This window comes from Kitasatospora albolonga, assembly GCF_039535905.1.
GTDB lineage: Bacteria > Actinomycetota > Actinomycetes > Streptomycetales > Streptomycetaceae > Kitasatospora > Kitasatospora albolonga.
On the sequence record NZ_BAAAYB010000137.1, the window covers coordinates 36,922 to 56,634 of the forward strand.

The 19,713-nt window shown below is 73.2% G+C and carries 14 protein-coding genes and 4 pseudogenes; 10 read left to right on the plus strand and 8 right to left on the minus strand.

Annotation, left to right across the window (positions count from 1 at the left end):
- Window positions 1–30 precede the first annotated feature (30 nt).
- Entirely contained in the window at window positions 31–1,278 is a 1,248-nt protein-coding gene (locus ABD946_RS33345; RefSeq protein ID WP_380150604.1) for a macrolide family glycosyltransferase, read from the minus strand.
- Window positions 1,279–1,343: 65 nt separating this feature from the next.
- Here ABD946_RS33345 and ABD946_RS33350 point away from each other — a divergent pair, with 65 nt between their 5' ends.
- Window positions 1,344–1,937, plus strand: coding sequence for a TetR/AcrR family transcriptional regulator (locus tag ABD946_RS33350; protein ID WP_345289407.1), 594 nt, complete (start codon window positions 1,344–1,346; stop codon window positions 1,935–1,937).
- Between the two features lie 35 nt (window positions 1,938–1,972).
- Here ABD946_RS33350 and ABD946_RS33355 read toward each other — a convergent pair whose 3' ends face one another.
- From ABD946_RS33355 to ABD946_RS33370, 4 genes and pseudogenes are all read right to left on the minus strand, one after another.
- The gene (locus ABD946_RS33355; protein WP_345289408.1) at window positions 1,973–2,314 is read right to left on the minus strand and encodes a hypothetical protein; all 342 of its coding nucleotides are present in this window, start codon (window positions 2,312–2,314) and stop codon (window positions 1,973–1,975) included.
- Window positions 2,315–3,024: 710 nt separating this feature from the next.
- Window positions 3,025–4,230 (minus strand): annotated as a pseudogene (locus ABD946_RS33360) (GGDEF domain-containing protein); the annotation flags it as partial.
- Window positions 4,231–4,479: 249 nt separating this feature from the next.
- Window positions 4,480–5,583, minus strand: a complete 1,104-nt coding sequence (locus tag ABD946_RS33365) for an adenylate/guanylate cyclase domain-containing protein (protein WP_380150592.1) — start codon at window positions 5,581–5,583, stop codon at window positions 4,480–4,482.
- 179 nt (window positions 5,584–5,762) lie between these two features.
- A complete protein-coding gene (locus ABD946_RS33370; RefSeq protein WP_345289427.1) occupies window positions 5,763–6,623 on the minus strand; it encodes a biotin--[acetyl-CoA-carboxylase] ligase in 861 nt (286 codons plus the stop codon).
- A 339-nt stretch (window positions 6,624–6,962) separates the two neighbouring features.
- Between ABD946_RS33370 and ABD946_RS33375 the strand changes: the two genes are divergently transcribed.
- The 4 genes from ABD946_RS33375 (at window position 6,963) to ABD946_RS33385 (ending at window position 9,764) form a co-directional block, all read left to right on the plus strand.
- Window positions 6,963–8,555: an acyl-CoA carboxylase subunit beta gene (locus ABD946_RS33375; RefSeq protein WP_345289410.1), complete on the plus strand. Its 1,593-nt coding sequence runs from the start codon at window positions 6,963–6,965 to the stop codon at window positions 8,553–8,555.
- 32 nt (window positions 8,556–8,587) lie between these two features.
- Window positions 8,588–8,809 (plus strand): acyl-CoA carboxylase subunit epsilon, encoded by a 222-nt coding sequence (locus ABD946_RS33380; protein WP_345289411.1) that lies wholly within the window; start codon window positions 8,588–8,590, stop codon window positions 8,807–8,809.
- A 53-nt stretch (window positions 8,810–8,862) separates the two neighbouring features.
- Window positions 8,863–8,988, plus strand: coding sequence for a morphogenic membrane protein MmpB (mmpB, locus tag ABD946_RS43100; RefSeq protein WP_380150589.1), 126 nt, complete (start codon window positions 8,863–8,865; stop codon window positions 8,986–8,988).
- Window positions 8,989–9,164: 176 nt separating this feature from the next.
- Window positions 9,165–9,764: a Maf family protein gene (locus ABD946_RS33385; protein ID WP_345289413.1), complete on the plus strand. Its 600-nt coding sequence runs from the start codon at window positions 9,165–9,167 to the stop codon at window positions 9,762–9,764.
- 7 nt (window positions 9,765–9,771) lie between these two features.
- Here ABD946_RS33385 and ABD946_RS33390 read toward each other — a convergent pair whose 3' ends face one another.
- The gene (locus tag ABD946_RS33390; protein ID WP_345289414.1) at window positions 9,772–10,506 is read right to left on the minus strand and encodes an alpha/beta hydrolase; all 735 of its coding nucleotides are present in this window, start codon (window positions 10,504–10,506) and stop codon (window positions 9,772–9,774) included.
- A 267-nt stretch (window positions 10,507–10,773) separates the two neighbouring features.
- Here ABD946_RS33390 and ABD946_RS33395 point away from each other — a divergent pair, with 267 nt between their 5' ends.
- Window positions 10,774–11,502 (plus strand): hypothetical protein, encoded by a 729-nt coding sequence (locus tag ABD946_RS33395; RefSeq protein ID WP_345289415.1) that lies wholly within the window; start codon window positions 10,774–10,776, stop codon window positions 11,500–11,502.
- Between the two features lie 234 nt (window positions 11,503–11,736).
- Window positions 11,737–13,513 (plus strand): annotated as a pseudogene (locus ABD946_RS33400) (acetyl/propionyl/methylcrotonyl-CoA carboxylase subunit alpha).
- A gap of 141 nt (window positions 13,514–13,654) precedes the next feature.
- Here the strand turns inward: ABD946_RS33400 and ABD946_RS33405 are convergent.
- Window positions 13,655–14,545 (minus strand): DeoR/GlpR family DNA-binding transcription regulator, encoded by an 891-nt coding sequence (locus ABD946_RS33405; protein WP_380150584.1) that lies wholly within the window; start codon window positions 14,543–14,545, stop codon window positions 13,655–13,657.
- Between the two features lie 223 nt (window positions 14,546–14,768).
- Window positions 14,769–16,224, minus strand: a pseudogene (locus ABD946_RS33410) (NAD(P)H-quinone dehydrogenase).
- A gap of 193 nt (window positions 16,225–16,417) precedes the next feature.
- Between ABD946_RS33410 and ABD946_RS33415 the strand changes: the two are divergent.
- The 3 genes and pseudogenes from ABD946_RS33415 (at window position 16,418) to ABD946_RS33425 (ending at window position 19,693) form a co-directional block, all read left to right on the plus strand.
- On the plus strand, window positions 16,418–16,855 hold the full coding sequence (locus tag ABD946_RS33415; protein ID WP_345289418.1) for a gamma-glutamylcyclotransferase family protein: 438 nt from the start codon (window positions 16,418–16,420) through the stop codon (window positions 16,853–16,855).
- A gap of 148 nt (window positions 16,856–17,003) precedes the next feature.
- Complete coding sequence (locus ABD946_RS33420) at window positions 17,004–17,825, plus strand: purine-nucleoside phosphorylase (RefSeq protein WP_345289419.1); 822 nt, start codon at window positions 17,004–17,006, stop codon at window positions 17,823–17,825.
- A gap of 151 nt (window positions 17,826–17,976) precedes the next feature.
- Window positions 17,977–19,693, plus strand: a pseudogene (locus ABD946_RS33425) (phospho-sugar mutase).
- Window positions 19,694–19,713 lie beyond the last annotated feature (20 nt).

Below are 19,713 nucleotides of genomic sequence, written 5' to 3' on the forward strand. Positions count from 1 at the left end.
TGGACTGACCCCGCCCGGACTGACGCCGCCTCAGAGCGCCGCCTCGATCAGGTCGGCGGTGTAGGCGGCGCCGCCGAGGGTGCGGAGCTCGTGGCGGATCGCGGCGAGGCGGGCCGCCACGTCGGGGTCGGTGGTGAGGGTGAGCAGGGCGGTGCGCAGCAGCTCGGGGGTGACGTCCGCGGGGTCGAGGCGGCGGCCGACGCCGAGTTCGACCAGGCGGTCGGCGTTGGCGTACTGGTCGGCTCCCTGGGGGACGGCGATCATCGGGACGCCGCAGTACAGGCCCTCGGTCGTGCCGCCCATGCCGGCGTGGGTGACGAAGGCGTCGGCCTGCTCCAGGACGGCGAGTTGGGGGACCCAGGGGTGGACCTCGACGTTGGCCGGGAGCGGGCCGAGGGCGGCGGGGTCGACGTGGGCGCCGATCTGGAGGACCACGTGCCAGCCGGGGAGGTCGCCGAAGGCCCGCAGGCAGGCACGGTAGAAGTCGGGCCGGTCGGTGTAGGCGGAGCCGAGCGAGACCAGCAGGACCTTCTCGGCCGAGGCCGGGCGGGTCCAACTCCCTTGGTGGGAGCGGTCGCCGATCGCGGGGCCGACGAAGGTGTAGCGCTCGGGGTCGACCCGGTCGGCGTGGGGCTGGAGGGCGCGCGGGATGAGGACGAGCGAGCGGGCGGGCCGGCCCATGAAGTCGAGCGGGTCGATGCCGGTGATGCCGTTCTCCGCCAGCCAGGCGGTGAAGGCGGCGGTGTACGCGGCGCCGTCCCGCCGGATCGCCTCGAACATCTCCGGCACGTCCTGCTCGAAGCCCTCCCAGGCGACGAAGGTCGGCGAGAGCTGGAGGACCGGGACGTCCCAGTTCTCGGCCAGCACCCGGGCCGGGCAGGCGGCGATGTCGTAGAGGAAGAGGTCGGGCCGGTCCCGGTCGAAGGCCTCGCGCAGGACCGGGAGCATCGCCTGCGCGTCCCGCAGGAAGTACTCCTGCACCTCGACCGGGTCGCTCGGCCAGTCGCCCTCCGCGCCGGACTCGGCGGTGAGCGGGAGGGTGGTGCGGTACGGGACGAGCGCGGCGCCGGTGTCCTCGATGCGCTCGGCGAAGGCGGGGTCGTTGGCGTAGCTGACCCGGTGGCCCCGGGCGACCAGCTCGCGGATGACCTCCAGGCTGGGGTTGACGTGGCCGTGGGCCGGGATCGAGAGCATGGCGATGTGGGCGGGGCGGCGGGTCATGCGGACTCCCTGGGATTCAATGAGACGAGACGGACCGTCTCGCACGACTCTCAGCATGGAGCCCTTCAGACGGTTCGTCAAGACGAGACGTTGCGTACCGTTGGATTGGTAGACTCCTCGGCATGACGCCCAGGACCCCGGACCCGACCCGTCGCAGCGAGCGCTCCCGGCAGGCCATCCTCACCGCCGCCGCCGAGCTGGTCACCGAACTCGGCTACGCCAAGCTGACGATCGAGGCGATCGCCGCCCGCGCCGGGGTCGGCAAGCAGACCATCTACCGCTGGTGGCCCTCCAAGGGCGCGGTGGTCTTCGACGCCCTGCTGGCCACCAACGAGGACGAGGACGGCCGCCTGGCCCTCCCGGACACCGGGGACCTGGCGGCCGACCTGCGGGTGGTGGTGCGCGGCACCGCCGAGGAGATGTCCACCGAGTTCTACGACCGGGCCGGGCGGGCGCTCACCGCCGAGGTGCTGACCGACCACCAGCTGCTCGGCGAGTACCGCGAGCGGCTGCTCGGCCCGCTGCTGGAGGTCACCAAGGAGCGGCTGCGCAGCGCCCGCGCGGCCGGGCAGGTGGCCGAGGACACCGATCTGGACGTGGCCGTCGAGCTGCTCTACGGCCCGATGTACTACCGCTGGCTGCACCGGCTCGGGCCGCTCGACCAGGCGTACGCCGACGTCCTGGTCGAGCAGGTGGTCCGGGCGCTGCGTCCCTGACGGCGGGTCAGCGCACGCAGGTCAGCGCATGCGGCTCAGCGCCGGTCGCCGCGGCGGCGCAGCAGGGCCCAGACGACCACCGCGACCAGCAGGCCGACCAGCAGCAGGATCAGCAGGATCGCGATGAAGGAGACGCCCTTCTTCTTTTTCTTGGTCTTGCTCTTGGCCGTCTTGCTCTTGGCCAGCTCCCGCACCGCCTCGGCCCGGACGGCCGGCCCGCCCAGGGTCACCACGGCCTCGCCGGGCGGGGTGCCCTGAACGGCCGTCAGGGTGATGGCGCCGCGCGGCGCGGCGGAGACCGCGCTGGCGGTGGTGGTGGAGAGCCCGCCGAGGGCGAGCACCAGCGTGAGCATGGTGGCGGCGATACGTCTGTGCATGTCCCCCGTGACCCCGTTCCCGCCCTGCCCCTACGGCGGACGTCGCCCTAACTGTGGCACGGGCACGGGTGCGGGCGACAGAGAGCGGACGGCCGCGTGACAGAGCCGGGACACGAGCCGGTACGCGGACCCTACGGCGGCGGCGAGGCCGGGCCGGAGAGCGCGACCGCGACCAGCGAGCGCAGCGCGGGGGCGATCTGGCCGAACGGCAGGGTCGCGTCGTCCGCGAACAGCTCCACCAGCCAGCCCCCGGCGGCGTTCTGACCACCCGCCACCACCATGGCCCGGTAGCCGCTGACCATCATCATCGCCTCCTCCGCCGGGTCGTTCCCGGCCGCGCCGGCCCGCAGCGCGAAGCCACCGCCGCGCACCGCCCGCCTGGTCAGCGGGTAGTGGCCGAGGTCGAAGACGGCGTCGGGGGCCTCGATCCGGGCCCGCTGGGTCTCGGCCCCGGAGCTGGTCGGGCCGCTGGTCATCCGGTAGACGGCGTGCCGGGCGGTGCGCATGAACTGCGAGCCGGGCGGCACGTACGAGATCCACCAGCCGACCGCGTCCAGCAGCCGGGAGGAGTTCTCGGCCACCACGGCGAGCCGGCTGATGGTGTCGGCGGGGTGGCTGGCCCGGCCCGCGCCGGTGCGGTCGAGGGCGCCGAGCACCACGTTGAGCAGCTGGCCCGGGTCGGCGCTGTGCGCGGCGCCGCGGAAGCGGCGGCGGTCCACGGCGCCGATCCGGCCGCCGGTGCGACGCCCGTCGGCCCGGTGGTGCGGGTCGGCCGCGTCGGCCAGCAGGACGGTCGGGTCGGGCGAGAAGCCGGGGCCGTGGCTGCGGCCGGCCACCACCGGGTGGGCCGCCCGGGACGCCTTGGCCCGGTACTGGGCGGCGTCGGCCAGCCGGAACAGCCGGTCGGGGGTGGTCACCGGCCCGATCGAGTCCCCGGTGGAGGCCACTCCGCAGGCGACTCCCTCGCCGTCGGCCAGTTGCAGCGCCCGGGCGGAGAGCTCCTCGGCCACCGCGACCACCTCGTCCGCCTTCTGACCCTCCGCCAGCAGGCAGAACTCGTCCCCGCCGAGCCGGGCCGCCAGCGCCCCCGGCAGCTTGGCGGCCGCGAGCGAGAGCTGGTGGGCGAAGCGTTCCAGCAGGCGGTCGCCGACCTCGTGGCCGAGGCGGTCGTTGACGCTCTTGAGTCCGTTGACGTCGCAGACCACCAGCGAGACCACCGCACCGCTCCGGTTGTGCTCCTCCAGCGCCGCCTCCAAGCGGGCGTCCACCGCACGGCGGTTGGCCAGGCCGGTGAGCGGGTCGGTGAAGGCGAGGCGGCGCAGGTCGGCGAGGCGCTCGGTCTGGGCCAGGCCCGCCGAGATCTGGGCCGCCAGCAGGGTGGCGTACTCGGCGTCCGGGTCGGAGAAGACCGCGAGGCCGGCGGTGCGGGCCAGGTACAGCTCCCCCCAGGCCTGGCCGTGCAGCACGATCGGGGCCACCAGGCAGCACTCGCGGCCGCGGCGGCGCAGGCCGGCGGCGCGCTGCTGGCAGAACGCACCGGCGCCCGGGTGCGCGTGGGGGGCGTGCGGCTCGTCGCTCGAAGCCGTCTGGATCCAGGCGCGGGGGAGGCGGCCGGTGGTCCAGTGCTCCTCCAGGTAGGTGACGATCTCCGGGAAGTCGGCCACGGGGTACGACTCGTCCTCGGGCAGCTCCTCCTCGCCGGGGGCGAGGTCGCCGTGGTTCACCAGCACCCGCAGGCGGCCGGACTCGCGGTCCCAGACCGAGACGGCGGCCATGGTCGCGCCGAGGGCGGTGGTGGCGCGGACGGCTGCCGCGCGGACCGCTTCCAGCGGGGTCAGGGCACCGGCCATGTCCTGGGCGAGTTCGACCACCGCGCGCAGCCGCAGGTCCGACGGTGCATGGACGCACTCGGTCATGGTCGCCTCGCTCACCGGCTCGCCTCGTCCTGGGTGGTGGGGGATCTGCCCGTTCTGCACCCAGGTTATGGCCACGCGTGGAGACTTTGTCCGATTTGTCGTGAGGGAATTGTGAGTGGCCACCCCGGGGGCGCGAGGAACTGCGCGAAGCGGAAGGCGGCCCGGCGTGAGATCGGGGCAGGCGAGCCGGTTGCACGTGCTGCCGTTCCCCTGCGCGCAGTTCCTCGCGCCCCTGCGGGGCGCTCCCGCTCACCCCAGCTGGGGAAGGCGGCCCAGGCGGGTGAGGAGCCAGGGCTCGACGAGGCCGAGGCCGCGGACGGGGCGGCGCCACATGGGCTGGAGGTGGAAGCGGTGGGGGCCGGTGACGGGCTCCTGCTCCAGGGGGGAGGGGGCGGCGGCGCCGGAGTTCTCCAGGGCGGTGGCGAACTCGCCGTCGAGCAGGACGGCGTCCTTGGGGGCGATGGAGGTGAGACGGCTGGCGAGGTTGACGGTGGTGCCGAAGACGTCGCCCATCCGGGAGGTGACGGTGCCGAAGGCCATGCCGACCCGCAGGGCGGGGATGTTCTCCGCGTCGGCCAGCGTCTCGATCAGCGAGAGGGCGATCTCGGCGGCGGTGGCCGGGTCCTCGGAGACGAAGAGGATCTCGTCGCCCAGGGTCTTGACCACCCGGCCGCCGTGACCGGCGATCAGGTCGGAGCAGGTGTTCTCGAAGCTCTCGACCAGTTCGCCGAGCTCCTCCTCCTCCAGCCGCCGGGAGAGCCGGGTGAAGCCGACCAGGTCGGCGAAGCCGACTGCCAGGCGGCCGCTGGTGATCTCGGTGTCCTCGGCCGCCTGCACGACGCGGCCGGTGACGGCGGCGAGCTGACGGCGCCACACGTAGACCAGGAACTGCTCCAGTTCGGGCAGCAGCAGCTCGACCAGGGGGTAGGCGACCTCGGCCCGGGTGAGGCCCGGCTCGACGGCCTGGGTGAGGTTCTCCAGGAAGGTGTCCATCTGCCAGCCGGCCAGCCGGGCGGTGGTCTGCCCGGTGGAGCGGGCCACCTGGATCGCCATCGACTCGCTGAGCAGGCCGGACTCGACCAGTCCGGCGAGGCGCCGCAGGGCGATCACGTCCCCGTCGGTGAGCGCCCGGGACTGTCCGATGTCGGGGAAGCCCATCGCCCGCCAGAAGCGGGTGGCCAGCTCCATCGGCACATCGGCGGCGCGGGCGGCCTGGTACGGCGTGTACCGGCGCGGTGCGTCGAGGATCAGCCGCTCGAGGTCCAGCGCGACCGTCTGCCCGTCGTCGCCGACCTGCCCGCCGTCTGCGTCTACCACCGGTCCGTCCCCGTGCGGGTGCCGCACTTGCCTCATGTCCTGCCTGTCCAGGGGCGACCGACCACCACGCGGGTAGTGGTGCGCCTCACACCGCTGCCAGGGGGAATCGTCGCACGGAATTTCCCGATCCGGGGCATCCGCCCGAAGCCGACCACTGGACGGACGCCCCCGGGTCCACTGTGCGGACGGCCCCGGGGCGGTGACCTGGGGATCCGTCAGGACTGCTGCGGCCGGACGTGCACGACGTCTCCAGCGGCCACCGGGTGGCGGGTGCCGTCGGGGGTGCGGACCACCAGCCGGCCGTCCCCGTCCACCGCCACGGCCTCGCCCAGGAGCTCGCGGTCGCCCGGGAGTTGGACCTTCACCTGGCGGCCGAGGGTGGTGCAGCGGGCGGCGTACGCGGGGAGCAGGCCGCTGGCGTGCGGGTCGCCTGCGGTGTGCACCCACTCGCCGTACAGCTCGGCGAACTCGCGCAGCACGGCGCGCACCAGGGTCTCCCGGTCGGTCACCGCGGCCCCGGACAGGGCCAGCGAGGTGGCGGTCGGGACGGGCAGCTCGTCCTCGCGGAGCGAGACGTTGAGGCCGAGGCCCGCCACCACCGCGCCGTCGGCCAGCTCGGTCAGGATGCCGCCGAGCTTGCGCTCCTCGCCGTCGACCACGGTCTGCAGGTCGTTGGGCCACTTCAGCCCGGTCTCCAGGCCGGCGATCCGGCCCAGCGCGCCGGCCGCCGCCACGCCGACCAGGATCGGCAGCCAGCCGTACCGGTCCACCGGCACGTCCTTCGGCCGCAGCAGGACCGAGAGGAAGAGGCCGGAGCGGGCGGGGGCGGACCACTGGCGCTCCAGCCGGCCGCGGCCGGCGGTCTGCTCCTCGGCGATCAGCACGGCGCCCTCCGGCGCGCCCTCCTTGGCGCGGGCCGCCAGGTCGGTGTTGGTGGAGCCGGTCCCGGCCACCACGTCCAGCGCGGTCCAGAGCCCGCCGGGGACCAGCAGGTCCCGCCGCAGCCCGGCCTGGTCCAGCGGCGGCCGCTCCAGGTCGGTCCAGGGCGACGGCCCGTCGTGGCCGAAGCCGCGCAGTCCGCTGCGGCGGGGGCGGGGGTGCTCGCGGGGGGTCTCGTCGGCGCTCTCGGTCACCGGGCCAGCGTACCGATCCGACGGGTCGTCAACCCGGCTCCACGGCGGCGCCGGCGGCGGTCGGAAGGGTGACGGTGCCGGTCGGACGCGCGCACGGCCCGCCGGGGAATGGTCGCAAGCCGCCACATCGTCCCGCAGAAACACGCCGAATGACACTGTGTTGCTGGCCATAACCGGAAGGGCCCCGGGCTGGCTACGCTACCCAGCGGTAGTTCGCTGTGCCGCCCCTGCCCTCGTGCGCGTCGCACCGGGAGCGGCCGAGGATCAGGGAGAGCCGACCGGATGACCGAGGCGCCGTACGACCCGCACACCACCGCCGGAAAGCTGGCCGACCTGCGCCGCAGGGTCGACGAGGCCGTGCACTCCGGTTCGGCCGCGGCGGTCGAGAAGCAGCACGCCAAGGGCAAGCTGACGGCCCGTGAGCGGGTGCAGGAGCTGCTGGACGAGGACTCGTTCGTGGAGTTCGACGAGTTCGCCCGGCACCGCTCCACCAACTTCGGGCAGGAGAAGAACCGCCCCTACGGCGACGGCGTGGTGACCGGCTACGGCACCGTGGACGGCCGTCAGGTCGCGGTCTTCGCCCAGGACTTCACCGTCTTCGGCGGCTCGCTGGGCGAGGTCTTCGGCGAGAAGATCGTCAAGGTGATGGACTTCGCCCTGAAGACCGGCTGCCCGGTGATCGGCATCAACGACTCCGGCGGCGCCCGGATCCAGGAGGGCGTGGTCTCGCTCGGCCTGTACGGCGAGATCTTCCGCCGCAACGTGCACGCCTCCGGCGTGATCCCGCAGATCTCGCTGATCATGGGCCCCTGCGCGGGCGGCGCGGTCTACTCCCCCGCGATCACCGACTTCGTGGTGATGGCCGACCAGACCTCGCACATGTTCATCACCGGCCCCGACGTGATCAAGACCGTCACCGGCGAGGACGTCGGCATGGAGGAGCTGGGCGGCGCCCGCACCCACAACACCAAGTCGGGCAACGCCCACCACCTCGCGGCGGACGAGAAGGAGGCGGTGGAGTACGTCAAGAACCTGCTGTCGTACCTGCCGTCCAACAACCTCTCCGAGCCGCCGGTCTTCCCCGAGCAGGCCGACCTCTCGATCACCGAGGAGGACCTGGAGCTCGACGTCCTGGTCCCGGACTCGGCCAACCAGCCGTACGACATGCACAAGGTGATCGAGCACGTCCTGGACGACGGCGAGTTCCTGGAGACCCAGGCCCTCTACGCCGGCAACGTCATCACCGGCTTCGGCCGGGTCGAGGGTCACCCGGTCGGCGTGGTCGGCAACCAGCCGATGGACCTGGCCGGCTGCCTGGACATCAACGCCAGCGAGAAGGCCGCCCGGTTCATCCGGACCTGCGACTCCTTCAACATCCCGGTCCTCACCTTCGTCGACGTGCCCGGCTTCCTGCCCGGCACCGAGCAGGAGTGGGACGGCATCATCCGCCGCGGCGCCAAGCTGATCTACGCCTACGCCGAGGCCACCGTCCCGCTGATCACCGTCATCACCCGCAAGGCCTTCGGCGGCGCCTACGACGTCATGGGCTCCAAGCACCTCGGCGCCGACCTCAACCTGGCCTGGCCGACCGCGCAGATCGCCGTCATGGGCGCGCAGGGCGCGGCCAACATCGTCTACCGGCGCGAGCTCCAGGAGGCCGCGAAGGCTGGCGAGGACGTCGACGCACGGCGCGCCGAGCTGGTCGCCGAGTACGAGGACACCCTGCTCAACCCGTACCTGGCCGCCGAGCGCGGCTACGTGGACGCGGTCATCGCCCCCAGCGAGACCCGGCGCCACATCGTGCGGGGCCTGCGGGCGCTGCGCGGCAAGCGGGAAGTGCTGCCGCCCAAGAAGCACGGCAACATCCCGCTGTAGTCGCCGAGCCCGTACGGGAGGAGGATCTGTACATGAGTCCCATTCAGGTGCTGCACGGGCAGCCGACCCCCGAGGAGCTGGCCACCGTCCTGGCGGTGGTCTCAGCCCGGGCCGCCGCAGCCGCAGCCGCCGAGGAGGCGGCCCGGCGGGCTGGCGTCGGCCCGGCCTCCGCGTGGAACGACCGGGCCCGGCGGATGCGGCACGCGCCCGCACCGGGGCCGAACGCCTGGCGAACCTCCGGGTGGGCCGGGTGAGTTGAGTATCCGTACTCAGGCATTCCGGGCGGGGCGGGGCGCAGGCTGGTGAGGTGCTCTGGTCAGACCCGAAGAACGAGGCATCGGCCGAGGCGCGGCGGGCACAACGGATGCTCCGCCGCGCCGGTCCGGTGCTGGCGGTTCTCCTCTTCGTGATGGCCCTCTTGCTGGTCTTGTGAGTGTTCGTGATCCCGGGGGCGCGGGGAACTGCGCGAGTCCGGGAGGCGGTCCAGCGTGAGATCGGGGCAGGCGAGCCAGTTGCAGCCCGTGCCGTTCCCCTGCGCGCAGTTCCTCGCACCCCCGGCATCACCACGTACGTTCCTCGGCCCCGGAGGAAGCCCCTAGGCTGGGCCGTATGAGTCAGCGTGTGGTGGTGTTGGCGTCGCAGTCGCCGGCGCGGTTGGGGTTGTTGCGGCAGGCGGGGTTGGCGCCGGAGGTCGTGGTCAGCGGGGTGGACGAGGACGCGCTGAGTGCGGCCTCGCCCGGGGAGCTGGCGTTGGTGCTGGCGGAGGCCAAGGCGCGGAAGGTGGCCGGGGAGCTCACGGGCGGTCAGCTGGTGATCGGGTGCGACTCGGTGCTTGAGCTGGACGGGAAGGCGCTCGGGAAGCCGGACGACGACGCCGACGCGCTGCTCCGCTGGCAGGCGATGCGCGGCCGCGAGGGCGTGCTGCGGACGGGCCACTGCGTGATCGACACCGCGACCGGCAAGGAGGCGTCCGCGACCGCCTCGACCACCGTGCGCTTCGGGAACCCGGACGACGCCGAGCTGGCCGCGTACATCGCGACGGGTGAACCCCTGTACGTCGCGGGGGCGTTCACCCTGGACGGCCGCTCGGCGCCGTTCATCGACGGGATCGACGGGGACCCGGGCAACGTGATCGGCCTCTCGCTGCCGCTGCTGCGCACGCTGCTGGCCGACCTCGGCATCCGGATCACCGACCTCTGGGCCGCCTGAGCAGCCGTCAACCCGCGGGGGCGTTCTTCGCCAGGAAGGCGAGCAGGTCGGCCTTGGCGGTGCCCTGCTCCAGCAGCCGGGTTCCGTGGCTGGCGCCCTGGTAGACCTTCAGCTCCTTGACCGGGGCGGCGGTGGCCGCGGCGGCCAGTTCGGCGGCGTTCTCGGCGAACGGCTGGTCGTTCTCCTGGACGGCGATGAAGAGCGGCACCGTGAGCTTGCCGATCGCCGCCTTGCCGTCCCAACTGCCGTGGAACGTCGGCGAGCTGAGGGTCACCACGGCCGCCACCGGGAGCGCGCCGGGGGTGGCCGCGGCGGCCAGCGAGGCGGTGCCGCCCTTGGAGGCGCCGATCAGCACCGTCCGCTGCACGCCCTTGCCCTTGAGGTACGCCGCCGCGGCCTCGACGTCCTGGGCGACGTCCCCGGCGGAGGTGAAGGCGAGGCTGGCATAGCCGGCCTTGGCGAAGTCCTCGACGAAGGGGATCCAGTCGCAGAGCGAGGACCCGTTCTCGTGCGAGAGGACCACCGCCACCTTGGCGTGCCCGGCGTCGGAGTCCTGGAAGTAGGCGTCCCGCTTGGCGACGCTGTCCAGGGCGAAGGAGCCCTTGTCGGCGCGGTCCTGGGCCAGGCAGCCGTAGGTGGAGGCGCTGGGCTTCGGCGCGGTGGTGGTACCGCCGGTGGAGCCGCAGCCGGCCAGCAGCAGGGCGGTGCAGACGGACACGGGCAGGGCGGTGCGCAGCTTCATCTCTTCGACTTCCCCCGTCGAGGTGACCACGGGCGCCGTGCGGCGTCCGTCGGCGGACACGCTAGGGAGCGGGCCGAAAAGCCGTCAATGGTCCAGACCATTACAGTTCGACACCCGAAAGCGGACCGCCAGGCTCCGATTCGCCCTGCGGATCCGGACAGATCGCGGCCCGCACATCTGTCACTGAGGGCCAAGCCTCCGCCCGCACCCGGCCGCTAGGCTGGCGCGGTCATCGGGCCGGGACGGCGAGCGGAGAGGGAGCGTACGGTGCTCGACAGCCTGCTCAACGTGGTGCTCGGCCTGCTGGCCAGTGCCATCAGCGCCGGTCTCGGCTGGATCGCGCACACCCTGCGGCGGCGCCGGAGGACCGGCCGGGTCCGCGCGTTCTTCGGCATGCCGGCCGGCTCGGAGTGCCTCCTGGTGGTCAACCGGCACACCGGGGCGTCGAGTTCGAAGAGCGTCTCGCGCAGCGACGTGTACGCGCTGATGGAGCTGGCCGCACTGATCAAGGAGTGCGGGGCGCAGGCGGACGTCACCGCGCACGACCAGGTCCGCCAAGGGCTCGGCGACAAGGCCGAGTTCTGCCTCGGCGGCCCGGAGAGCAACGAGCGCACCGCCGCCCACCTGCGCAACTGGCTGCCCGGGGTGAACTTCACCTCCGTCCCGGGCGGACCGTACGGCTCCGCCATCGCGGCCGGCGACCGGGAGTTCCGCTTCGAAGCGGCCGGCGACCGGTCGAGCAGCTACGTCCTGCTGGCCCGGATACGGGCCGCCGAGGAGAGCCGTCCGGTCTTCCTGATAGCCGGTCAGACCGCGACCTCCAACCATGCGGCGGTCCGCTACCTGATCGCCCGCCGGGCCCAGCTGGCCCGCAGCCACGGCCGGGACGCCACCTTCGCCCTGGTGCTCCGGGTGGTCAACCCCAAGGCCTACGGACCTGACGTGGTGGAACTCGCCGCCGACGTCACCGACCTGGCACTCGTGGCGGCCGGATGAGTCACCCGCCGCCCGTGTGGCGAAGGCCACGACGCGCAGCGCGCCCGCCGTCCACCTTCGAGGCCGCCTCCAGCCGGTCCGCGTAACGTCGCGACCAGCGGAGTGTCCCGCTCCGTGGCCGGGCGGTCACGAATCCGCGTCACGCTCCGTGTGGGCAAGCTCACCACCTGGGGCTACTCGCCGGTAAGACCCCGCAAACCCTAAGCTCAACGAGGTTCAAGAAGGGAGCCAAACGTGCGCAAGGTGCTCATCGCCAACCGCGGCGAAATCGCCGTCCGAGTCGCCCGGGCCTGCTCGGACGCCGGTATCGCCAGCGTCGCCGTCTACGCCGAGCCGGACCGGGACGCCCTGCACGTCCGCGCGGCCGACGAGGCGTACGCCCTCGGCGGCGACACCCCGGCCACCAGCTACCTGGACATCGCCAAGGTGCTCAAGGCGGCGGCCGACTCGGGCGCGGACGCGGTCCACCCCGGCTACGGCTTCCTGTCGGAGAACGCCGAGTTCGCGCAGGCCGTGATCGACGCCGGGCTGATCTGGATCGGCCCGCCGCCGCAGGCCATCCGCGACCTGGGCGACAAGGTGACGGCCCGTCACGTCGCGCAGCGCGCCGGCGCCCCGCTGGTGGCCGGCACCGCGGACCCGGTCTCGGGCTCCGACGAGGTGGTCGCCTTCGCGAGCGAGCACGGTCTGCCGGTCGCCATCAAGGCGGCCTTCGGCGGTGGCGGTCGCGGTCTGAAGGTGGCCCGCACGCTGGAGGAGATCCCCGAGCTGTACGAGTCGGCGGTCCGCGAGGCGGTCGCCGCCTTCGGCCGTGGCGAGTGCTTCGTCGAGCAGTACCTGGACAACCCGCGGCACGTCGAGACCCAGTGCCTGGCCGACCAGCACGGCAACGTGGTGATCGTCTCGACCCGTGACTGCTCGCTCCAGCGCCGCCACCAGAAGCTGGTAGAGGAGGCGCCCGCGCCGTTCCTCACGGACGAGCAGAACGCGGAGCTGTACCGGGCCTCCAAGGCGATCCTGCGCGAGGCGGGCTACGTCGGCGCCGGCACCTGCGAGTTCCTGGTCTCCCAGGACGGGCTGATCTCCTTCCTGGAGGTCAACACCCGTCTGCAGGTGGAGCACCCGGTCTCCGAGGAGGTCACCGGGATCGACCTGGTCCGCGAGATGTTCCGGATCGCGGACGGCGAGGAGCTCGGCTACGACGACCCCGAGGTCCGCGGCCACTCCATCGAGTTCCGGATCAACGGCGAGGACCCGGGCCGCAACTTCCTGCCGGCCCCCCGGCACGGTGACGCTGTTCGCCCCGCCGTCCGGCCCCGGTGTCCGCCTGGACGCGGGCGTGGAGTCCGGCTCGGTCATCGGCCCGGCCTGGGACTCCCTGCTGGCCAAGCTGATCGTCACCGGCGCCACCCGCAAGCAGGCGCTGCAGCGCGCCGCGCGGGCGCTGGCGGAGTTCAAGGTGGAGGGCATGGCCACCGCCATCCCGTTCCACCAGGTGGTCGTCACCGACCCGGCGTTCGCGCCGGAGGTGCACGGCGGCGAGGGCCCGTTCACGGTCTACACCCGCTGGATCGAGACCGAGTTCGACAACACCATCCCGGCCTTCACCGGCGGTGGCGTGGAGGGCGAGGAGGCCGACCAGCGGGAGACCGTGGTGGTCGAGGTCGGCGGCAAGCGGATCGAGGTCTCGCTGCCCTCCTCGCTCGGCGTGGCGGCGGCCCCGGCGGCGGGCGCCTCGGCGACCGGCAAGGCCAAGCGGCGGGTCGGCAGCAAGAAGGCCGGTTCGGCGGTCAGCGGTGACACGCTGGCCTCGCCGATGCAGGGCACCATCGTCAAGGTCGCCGTCGAGGAGGGCCAGGTCGTCGCCGAGGGCGAGCTGATCGTGGTCCTGGAGGCGATGAAGATGGAGCAGCCGCTCAACGCCCACAAGGCGGGCACCGTCACCGGCCTCAAGGCCGAGGTGGGCGCCAGCGTGAGCAGCGGTGCCGCGCTCTGCGAGATCAAGGACTGACCCGGAACGACTCCGGAGAGGGGCCCCGTCGCACTGCTGCGGCGGGGCCCCGGCCGTGTCTGCCGGAAGGGTGGGGCGGGGACGGCACGCGCCTCGGCGGCAGCCGCCCGGCCCGGGCCGGGAGCATGCCCCGTTGGGGCGTCAGCGGGCCCGGGTGACCGTCAGCTCGGGCATCCGGCCCGGGAGTTGGTGGTTCGGGCGGCGCTGGCCGGGGAGCGGGGCCGGGCGGCGGGGGGCGGCGCCCGAGGGGGCCGGGTGCGGGTGCACCTGGGCCTCCACCGGCGGGCCGACCGGGGCCACCGAGATCTGCACCCCGCAGTCGGCCAGCGCGTCCAGCTCGCGGGCGGTCTGGTCGGTGGCGGCGGCCTGCTCGTCCGTCACCAGCCGGGTGATCGCCTCGGTCGGCACGGTCTGGAACATGGTGTCCGCGCCGAGCTTGGTGTGGTCGGCGAGGACGATGACCTCGGTGGCCGACTGCACCAGTGCCCGGTCCACGCTCGCGGAGAGCATGTTGGTGGTGGAGAGCCCGCGCTCGGCGGTCAGACCGCTGCCGGAGATGAAGGCCTTGGAGACCCGCAGCCCCTGGAGCGACTGCTCCGCCCCACTGCCCACCAGGGCGTAGTTGGAGCCGCGCAGGGTGCCGCCGGTCATCACCACCTCGACCCGGTTGGCGTGCGCGAGGGCCTGGGCGACCAGCAGCGAGTTGGTGACCACCGTCAGCCCGGGCACCCGGGCCAGCCGGCGGGCCAGCTCCTGGGTGGTGGTCCCGGCTCCGACCACCACCGCGTCGCCCTCCTCGACCAGGCCGGCGGCCAGGTCGGCGATGGCGCTCTTCTCGGCGGCGGACAGATGGGTCTTCTGCGGGTAGCCCGGCTCACGGCTGAAGCCACCGGGGAGCACCGCACCGCCGTGCCGGCGGTCGAGGAGCCCCTCGGCCTCCAGCGCGCGGACGTCCCGGCGGACGGTGACCTCGGAGGTCTGGACGACGCGTGCCAACTCGCGGAGCGACACGGCTCCGTTGGCTCGCACCATTTCGAGAATCAACTGGCGACGTTCTGCAGCAAACACAGAACCGACGGTAACTGAATGACCGTCTGCTTTCAGGCGTTTGCAGCTGGTATCGGGAAATGCTCACGTCGGAGCGGCGTGCGACCGTACAATGCGCGCCAGTGCTGACGGTTCGTCACGCTCCGCCGTCGGAGTGGGACGACAGAGGCGGCCGCCACCGGCGACCGCCTCAACTCCTTTGCCCAGCTCAGGAGTCCGAGCCCTCCCGCTTGCGGATGTGCAGCTGGCGGGCGGCCTCGGCGGTGGAGCCGGAGAGTGACGGGTAGACCGTGAACGCACGGGCCACCTGTTCGACCGTCAAGTTGTTGTCCACGGCGAGCGAAATCGAATGGATGAGTTCGCTGGCGCGCGGCGCGACCACCACGCCGCCGACCACGATGCCGGTGCCGGGGCGGGCGAAGAGCTTCACGAAGCCGTCCCGGATGCCCTGCATCTTGGCCCGGGGGTTGCCGCGCAGCGGAAGCTTGACCTCGACGGCGTCCATCTTGCCGCAGGAGACGTCGGCCGCGGTGTACCCGACGGTGGCGATCTCCGGGTCGGTGAAGACGTTGGAGGCGACCGTCTTGAGGTCCAGCGGCTGCACCGCGTCGCCCAGCGCGTGGTACATGGCGATCCGGCCCTGCATGGCGGCCACCGAGGCGAGCATGAAGACGCCGGTGCAGTCGCCGGCCGCGTAGACGCCGGGGGCGGTGGTGCGGGAGACCCGGTCGACCTTGATCTGGCCCCAGTCGTTCAGCTGGACGCCGGCCTCCTCCAGGCCGAGGTCGGCGGTGTTGGGGATCGAGCCGACCGCCATCAGGCAGTGCGTGCCGGAGATGACGGTGCCGTCCGCGAGGGTGACCTCGACCCGGTCGCCGATGCGCTTGGCACCCTCGGCGCGGGAGCGGGACATCACGTTCATGCCGCGGCGGCGGAAGACCTCCTCCAGCACCTCGGCGGCGTCCGGGTCCTCGCCCGGCAGCACCCGGTCGCGCGAGGAGACCAGGGTGACCTTGGAGCCGATCGCCTGGTAGGCGCCGGCGAACTCGGCGCCGGTCACACCGGAGCCGACCACGATCAGCTCGCGGGGCAGCTCCTCCAGGTCGTAGACCTGGGTCCAGGTCAGGATGCGCTCGCCGTCCGGCTGGGCGTCGGGGAGCTCGCGCGGGTGCACGCCGGTGGCGACCAGCACGGCGTCGGCGCGCAGCGACTCGGTGGTGCCGTCGGGCGCCTCCACGATCACCTCGCGGGAGCCGTCCACCGCCTGGCCGCCGGCGCCGAGCCGGCCCTTGCCGCGGAGCACGGTGACGCCCGCCCGGGTGACGGACTGGGTGATGTCGTGGGACTGCGCGATGGGCCAGGCGCTTCACCCGTCGGTTGACCTTGCCGAGGTCGACGCCGACCACCCGGGCCGGGGTGTCCACGTGCGGGGTGTCGTCGGCGACGATGATGCCCAGCTCCTCGTACGAGCTGTCGAAGGTGGTCATCACCTCCGCCGTGGCGATCAGGGTCTTGGACGGCACGCAGTCCGTCAGCACCGCCGACCCGCCCAGACCGTCGCGGTCGACGACGGTCACCTCCGCGCCGAGTTGGGCGGCCACCAGGGCCGCCTCGTATCCGCCGGGTCCGCCACCGATGATCACGATCCGAGTCACGCGCACCATTGTCCCGTACGCCGGTAACGAGGACACGCCGGGGGCTCCGCACTGTGTCATGCGACCACGGGCGGACGCCCCGCCGGTGCGTCCGGGCCCCGTCCGGCGGTGTCCGACGGTCCGCCCGGCACTGTCCGACGGTCCGTCAGGAAGATCCCCGGGTGCGCCCTGGCGGCCGGTGCTCTCCCGTAGGCTGACGACCATGCCCCTCTACGCCGCGTACGCCACCAACCTCGACGCCCGGCAGATGACCCGCCGGGCCCCGCACTCCCCGCTGCGCGGGACGGGCTGGCTGACCGGCTGGCGGCTGACCTTCGGCGGGGAGCAGCTGGGCTGGGAGGGCTCGCTGGCCACGGTGGTGGAGGACGAGAAGGAGCAGGTCTTCGTCTCGCTCTACGACGTGGCGCCGATGGACGAGGACGGCCTGGACCGCTGGGAGGGCGTCCAGCTGGGCATCTACCGGAAGGTCCGGCTGCGCGCGCACACCCTGGACGGGGAGATCCCGGTCTGGACGTACGTGCTGAACGACTGGGAGGGCGGGCTGCCCGCCGCCCGCTACCTCGGGCTGATCGCCGACGCGGCGGAGAGCGCGGGCGCTCCGGACGACTACGTGCTGGACCTGCGCCGCCGACCCTGCTGACGGGGCACCAGGGGGTTCGGAGGACTCTCCGAACAGCGCGTTCTCCGGTGCGCCGCCGTTTGGACCTACCGCCCATCCGGGTAACGATCCGGCAGTTCAGGGCTGATATGTCTACGCGCGTAGGCGATTGCCGTCTATCCTCGGTCACGTGAACGCATCTCCTCAGTCCAAGCTCTCCGCCGACCCGTACGCCGCCGCCCAGGAGGCCGCCGCCAAGCTGCGCGAGCTGACCGGCGCCGAGCGCCACGACGTCGCCCTCGTCATGGGCTCCGGCTGGGTGCCGGCCGCCGACGCCCTCGGCGAGACCGTGGCTGAGTTCCCGGTCACCGAGCTGCCCGGCTTCCCGGCTCCGGCCGTGGCCGGCCACTCCGGCAAGATCCGGTCCGTCAAGATCGGCGACAAGCGCGCGCTCATCTTCCTGGGCCGCAACCACTACTACGAGGGCCACGGCGTGGCCACCGTGGTGCACGGCGTGCGCACCGCCGCCGCGGCGGGCTGCGAGACCATCGTGCTCACCAACGGCTGCGGCGGCCTGCGCGAGGGCTGGACCCCCGGCCAGCCGGTGCTGATCAGCGACCACATCAACCTCACCGCGGACTCCCCGATCGTCGGCGCCAACTTCGTCGACCTCACCGACCTGTACTCCAAGCGCCTGCGCGAGCTCTGCCGCGAGGTGGACTCCTCGCTGGACGAGGCCGTGTACGTGCAGTTCCGCGGCCCGCACTACGAGACCCCGGCCGAGATCGGCATGGTCCGGGCGATCGGCGGCGAGCTGGTCGGCATGTCCACCACGCTGGAGGCCATCGCCGCCCGCGAGGCCGGCGCCGAGGTGCTGGGCATCTCCCTGGTCACCAACCTGGCCGCCGGCATCACCGGCGAGCCGCTCAACCACGAAGAGGTGCTGGAGGCCGGCAAGGCCAGCGCCGAGCGGATGGGCGCGCTGCTCGCGAAGGTCCTTGAGCGGATCTGACGCGGATCTGACGCAGAATCAGTAGGAAGGGGCCGTCGCTCCGGCGGTGACGCCGGGGCGACGGCTTCGTCAATCCAGAGCCCGGCCGGGTGCCGCCGTCGTGACCACCCGGCGGTACGGCTCGTACGACCCTCAGAGGGAGCTGGCAGCAATGTCCCAGACCACCGATCTGCTCGCGCGCGCCCGGGCCTGGCTCGCCGAGGACCCGGACCAGGAGACCCGCGAGGAGCTGACCGCGCTGCTGGCCGCCGCCGAGGGCGAGCCGGAGGGCGCCGAGCGGATCGCCTGGTCCCGGCTGGCCGAGCGGTTCAGCGACCGGCTGCAGTTCGGCACCGCCGGGCTCCGCGGCGAGCTGGGCGCGGGCCCGATGCGGATGAACCGCGCCGTGGTGATCCGGGCCGCCGCCGGGCTGGCCGCGTACGTGAAGAAGGAAGGGCTCGGCGACCTGGTGGTGATCGGCTACGACGCCCGCCACAAGTCGTACGACTTCGCCCGCGACACCCGCCGCCGTGGTGGTCGGCGCCGGGCTGCGCGCCGCCCTGCTGCCCCGCGCGCTGCCCACCCCCGTGCTCGCCTTCGCCGTCCGCCACCTGGGCGCCGCGGCCGGCGTCACCGTGACGGCCAGTCACAACCCGCCGCAGGACAACGGCTACAAGGTCTACCTCGGCGACGGCTCGCAGATCGTGCCGCCGGCCGACGCGGGCATCGCCGCCGAGATCGACGCGATCGGCTCGCTGGCCGAGGTGCCGCTGGCCGAGGGCGGCTGGGAGGTGCTCGGCGAGGAGGTCCTGGAGGCCTACCTCGACCGGGCCGTCACCGTGGTCGACCCGGCCGGGCCGCGCGACCTCGACGTGGTCTACACCCCGATGCACGGCGTCGGCCGCGACGTGCTGGTGGCCGCCTTCAAGCGGGCCGGCTTCCCCGCGCCGACCGTGGTGGCCGAACAGGCCGAGCCGGACCCGGACTTCCCGACCGTCTCCTTCCCCAACCCGGAGGAGCCGGGGGCGATGGACCTCGCCTTCCGCACCGCCGCCTCGGTCGGCCCCGACATCGTGATCGCCAACGACCCGGACGCCGACCGCTGCGCCGTGGCCGTCAGCGACGGCGGCACCGGCGGCACCGGCGGCACCGGCGGTGCCAACGGCGGCTGGCGGATGCTGCGCGGCGACGAGGTCGGCGCACTGCTCGGCTCCGCGCTGGTCGCCAAGCGGGCCCGCGGCACCTTCGCCACCACCATCGTCTCCTCCACCCTGCTCGGCCGGATCGCCGCGGCCGCGGGCCTCGGCTACGCCGAGACGCTCACCGGCTTCAAGTGGATCTCCCGCGCCGAGGGCCTGCGCTACGGCTACGAGGAGGCGCTCGGCTACTCCGTCGACCCGGAGGGCGTCCGCGACAAGGACGGCATCACCGCCGCCCTGCTGGTGGCCGAACTCGCCGCCGTGCTCAAGCGCTCCGGCCGCACCCTGACCGACCTGCTCGACGACCTTGCGCTGGAGCACGGCCTGCACGCCACCGACCAGCTCTCGGTGCGGGTGTCCGACCTGACGGTGATCTCCTCCGCGATGCAGCGGCTGCGCGAGCAGCCGCCGACGGTGCTGGCCGGCCTCAAGGTCACCCGGGCCGACGACCTGGCCGCCGGCACGCCGGAGCTGCCGCCGACCGACGGCCTGCGCTACTACCTGGCCGGCGAGGGCGTCACCGCCGCCCGCATCGTGGTCCGCCCCTCCGGCACCGAGCCCAAGCTCAAGTGCTACCTGGAGGTCGTCCTCCCGGTCGCCACCGCCGCCGACCTCGGCGACACCCGGACCCGGGCCACCGCCCTGCTCGACGCGATCAAGCGCGACCTCGCCGCGGCGGCCGGCATCTGACGGACCGTCCGTGCACGACG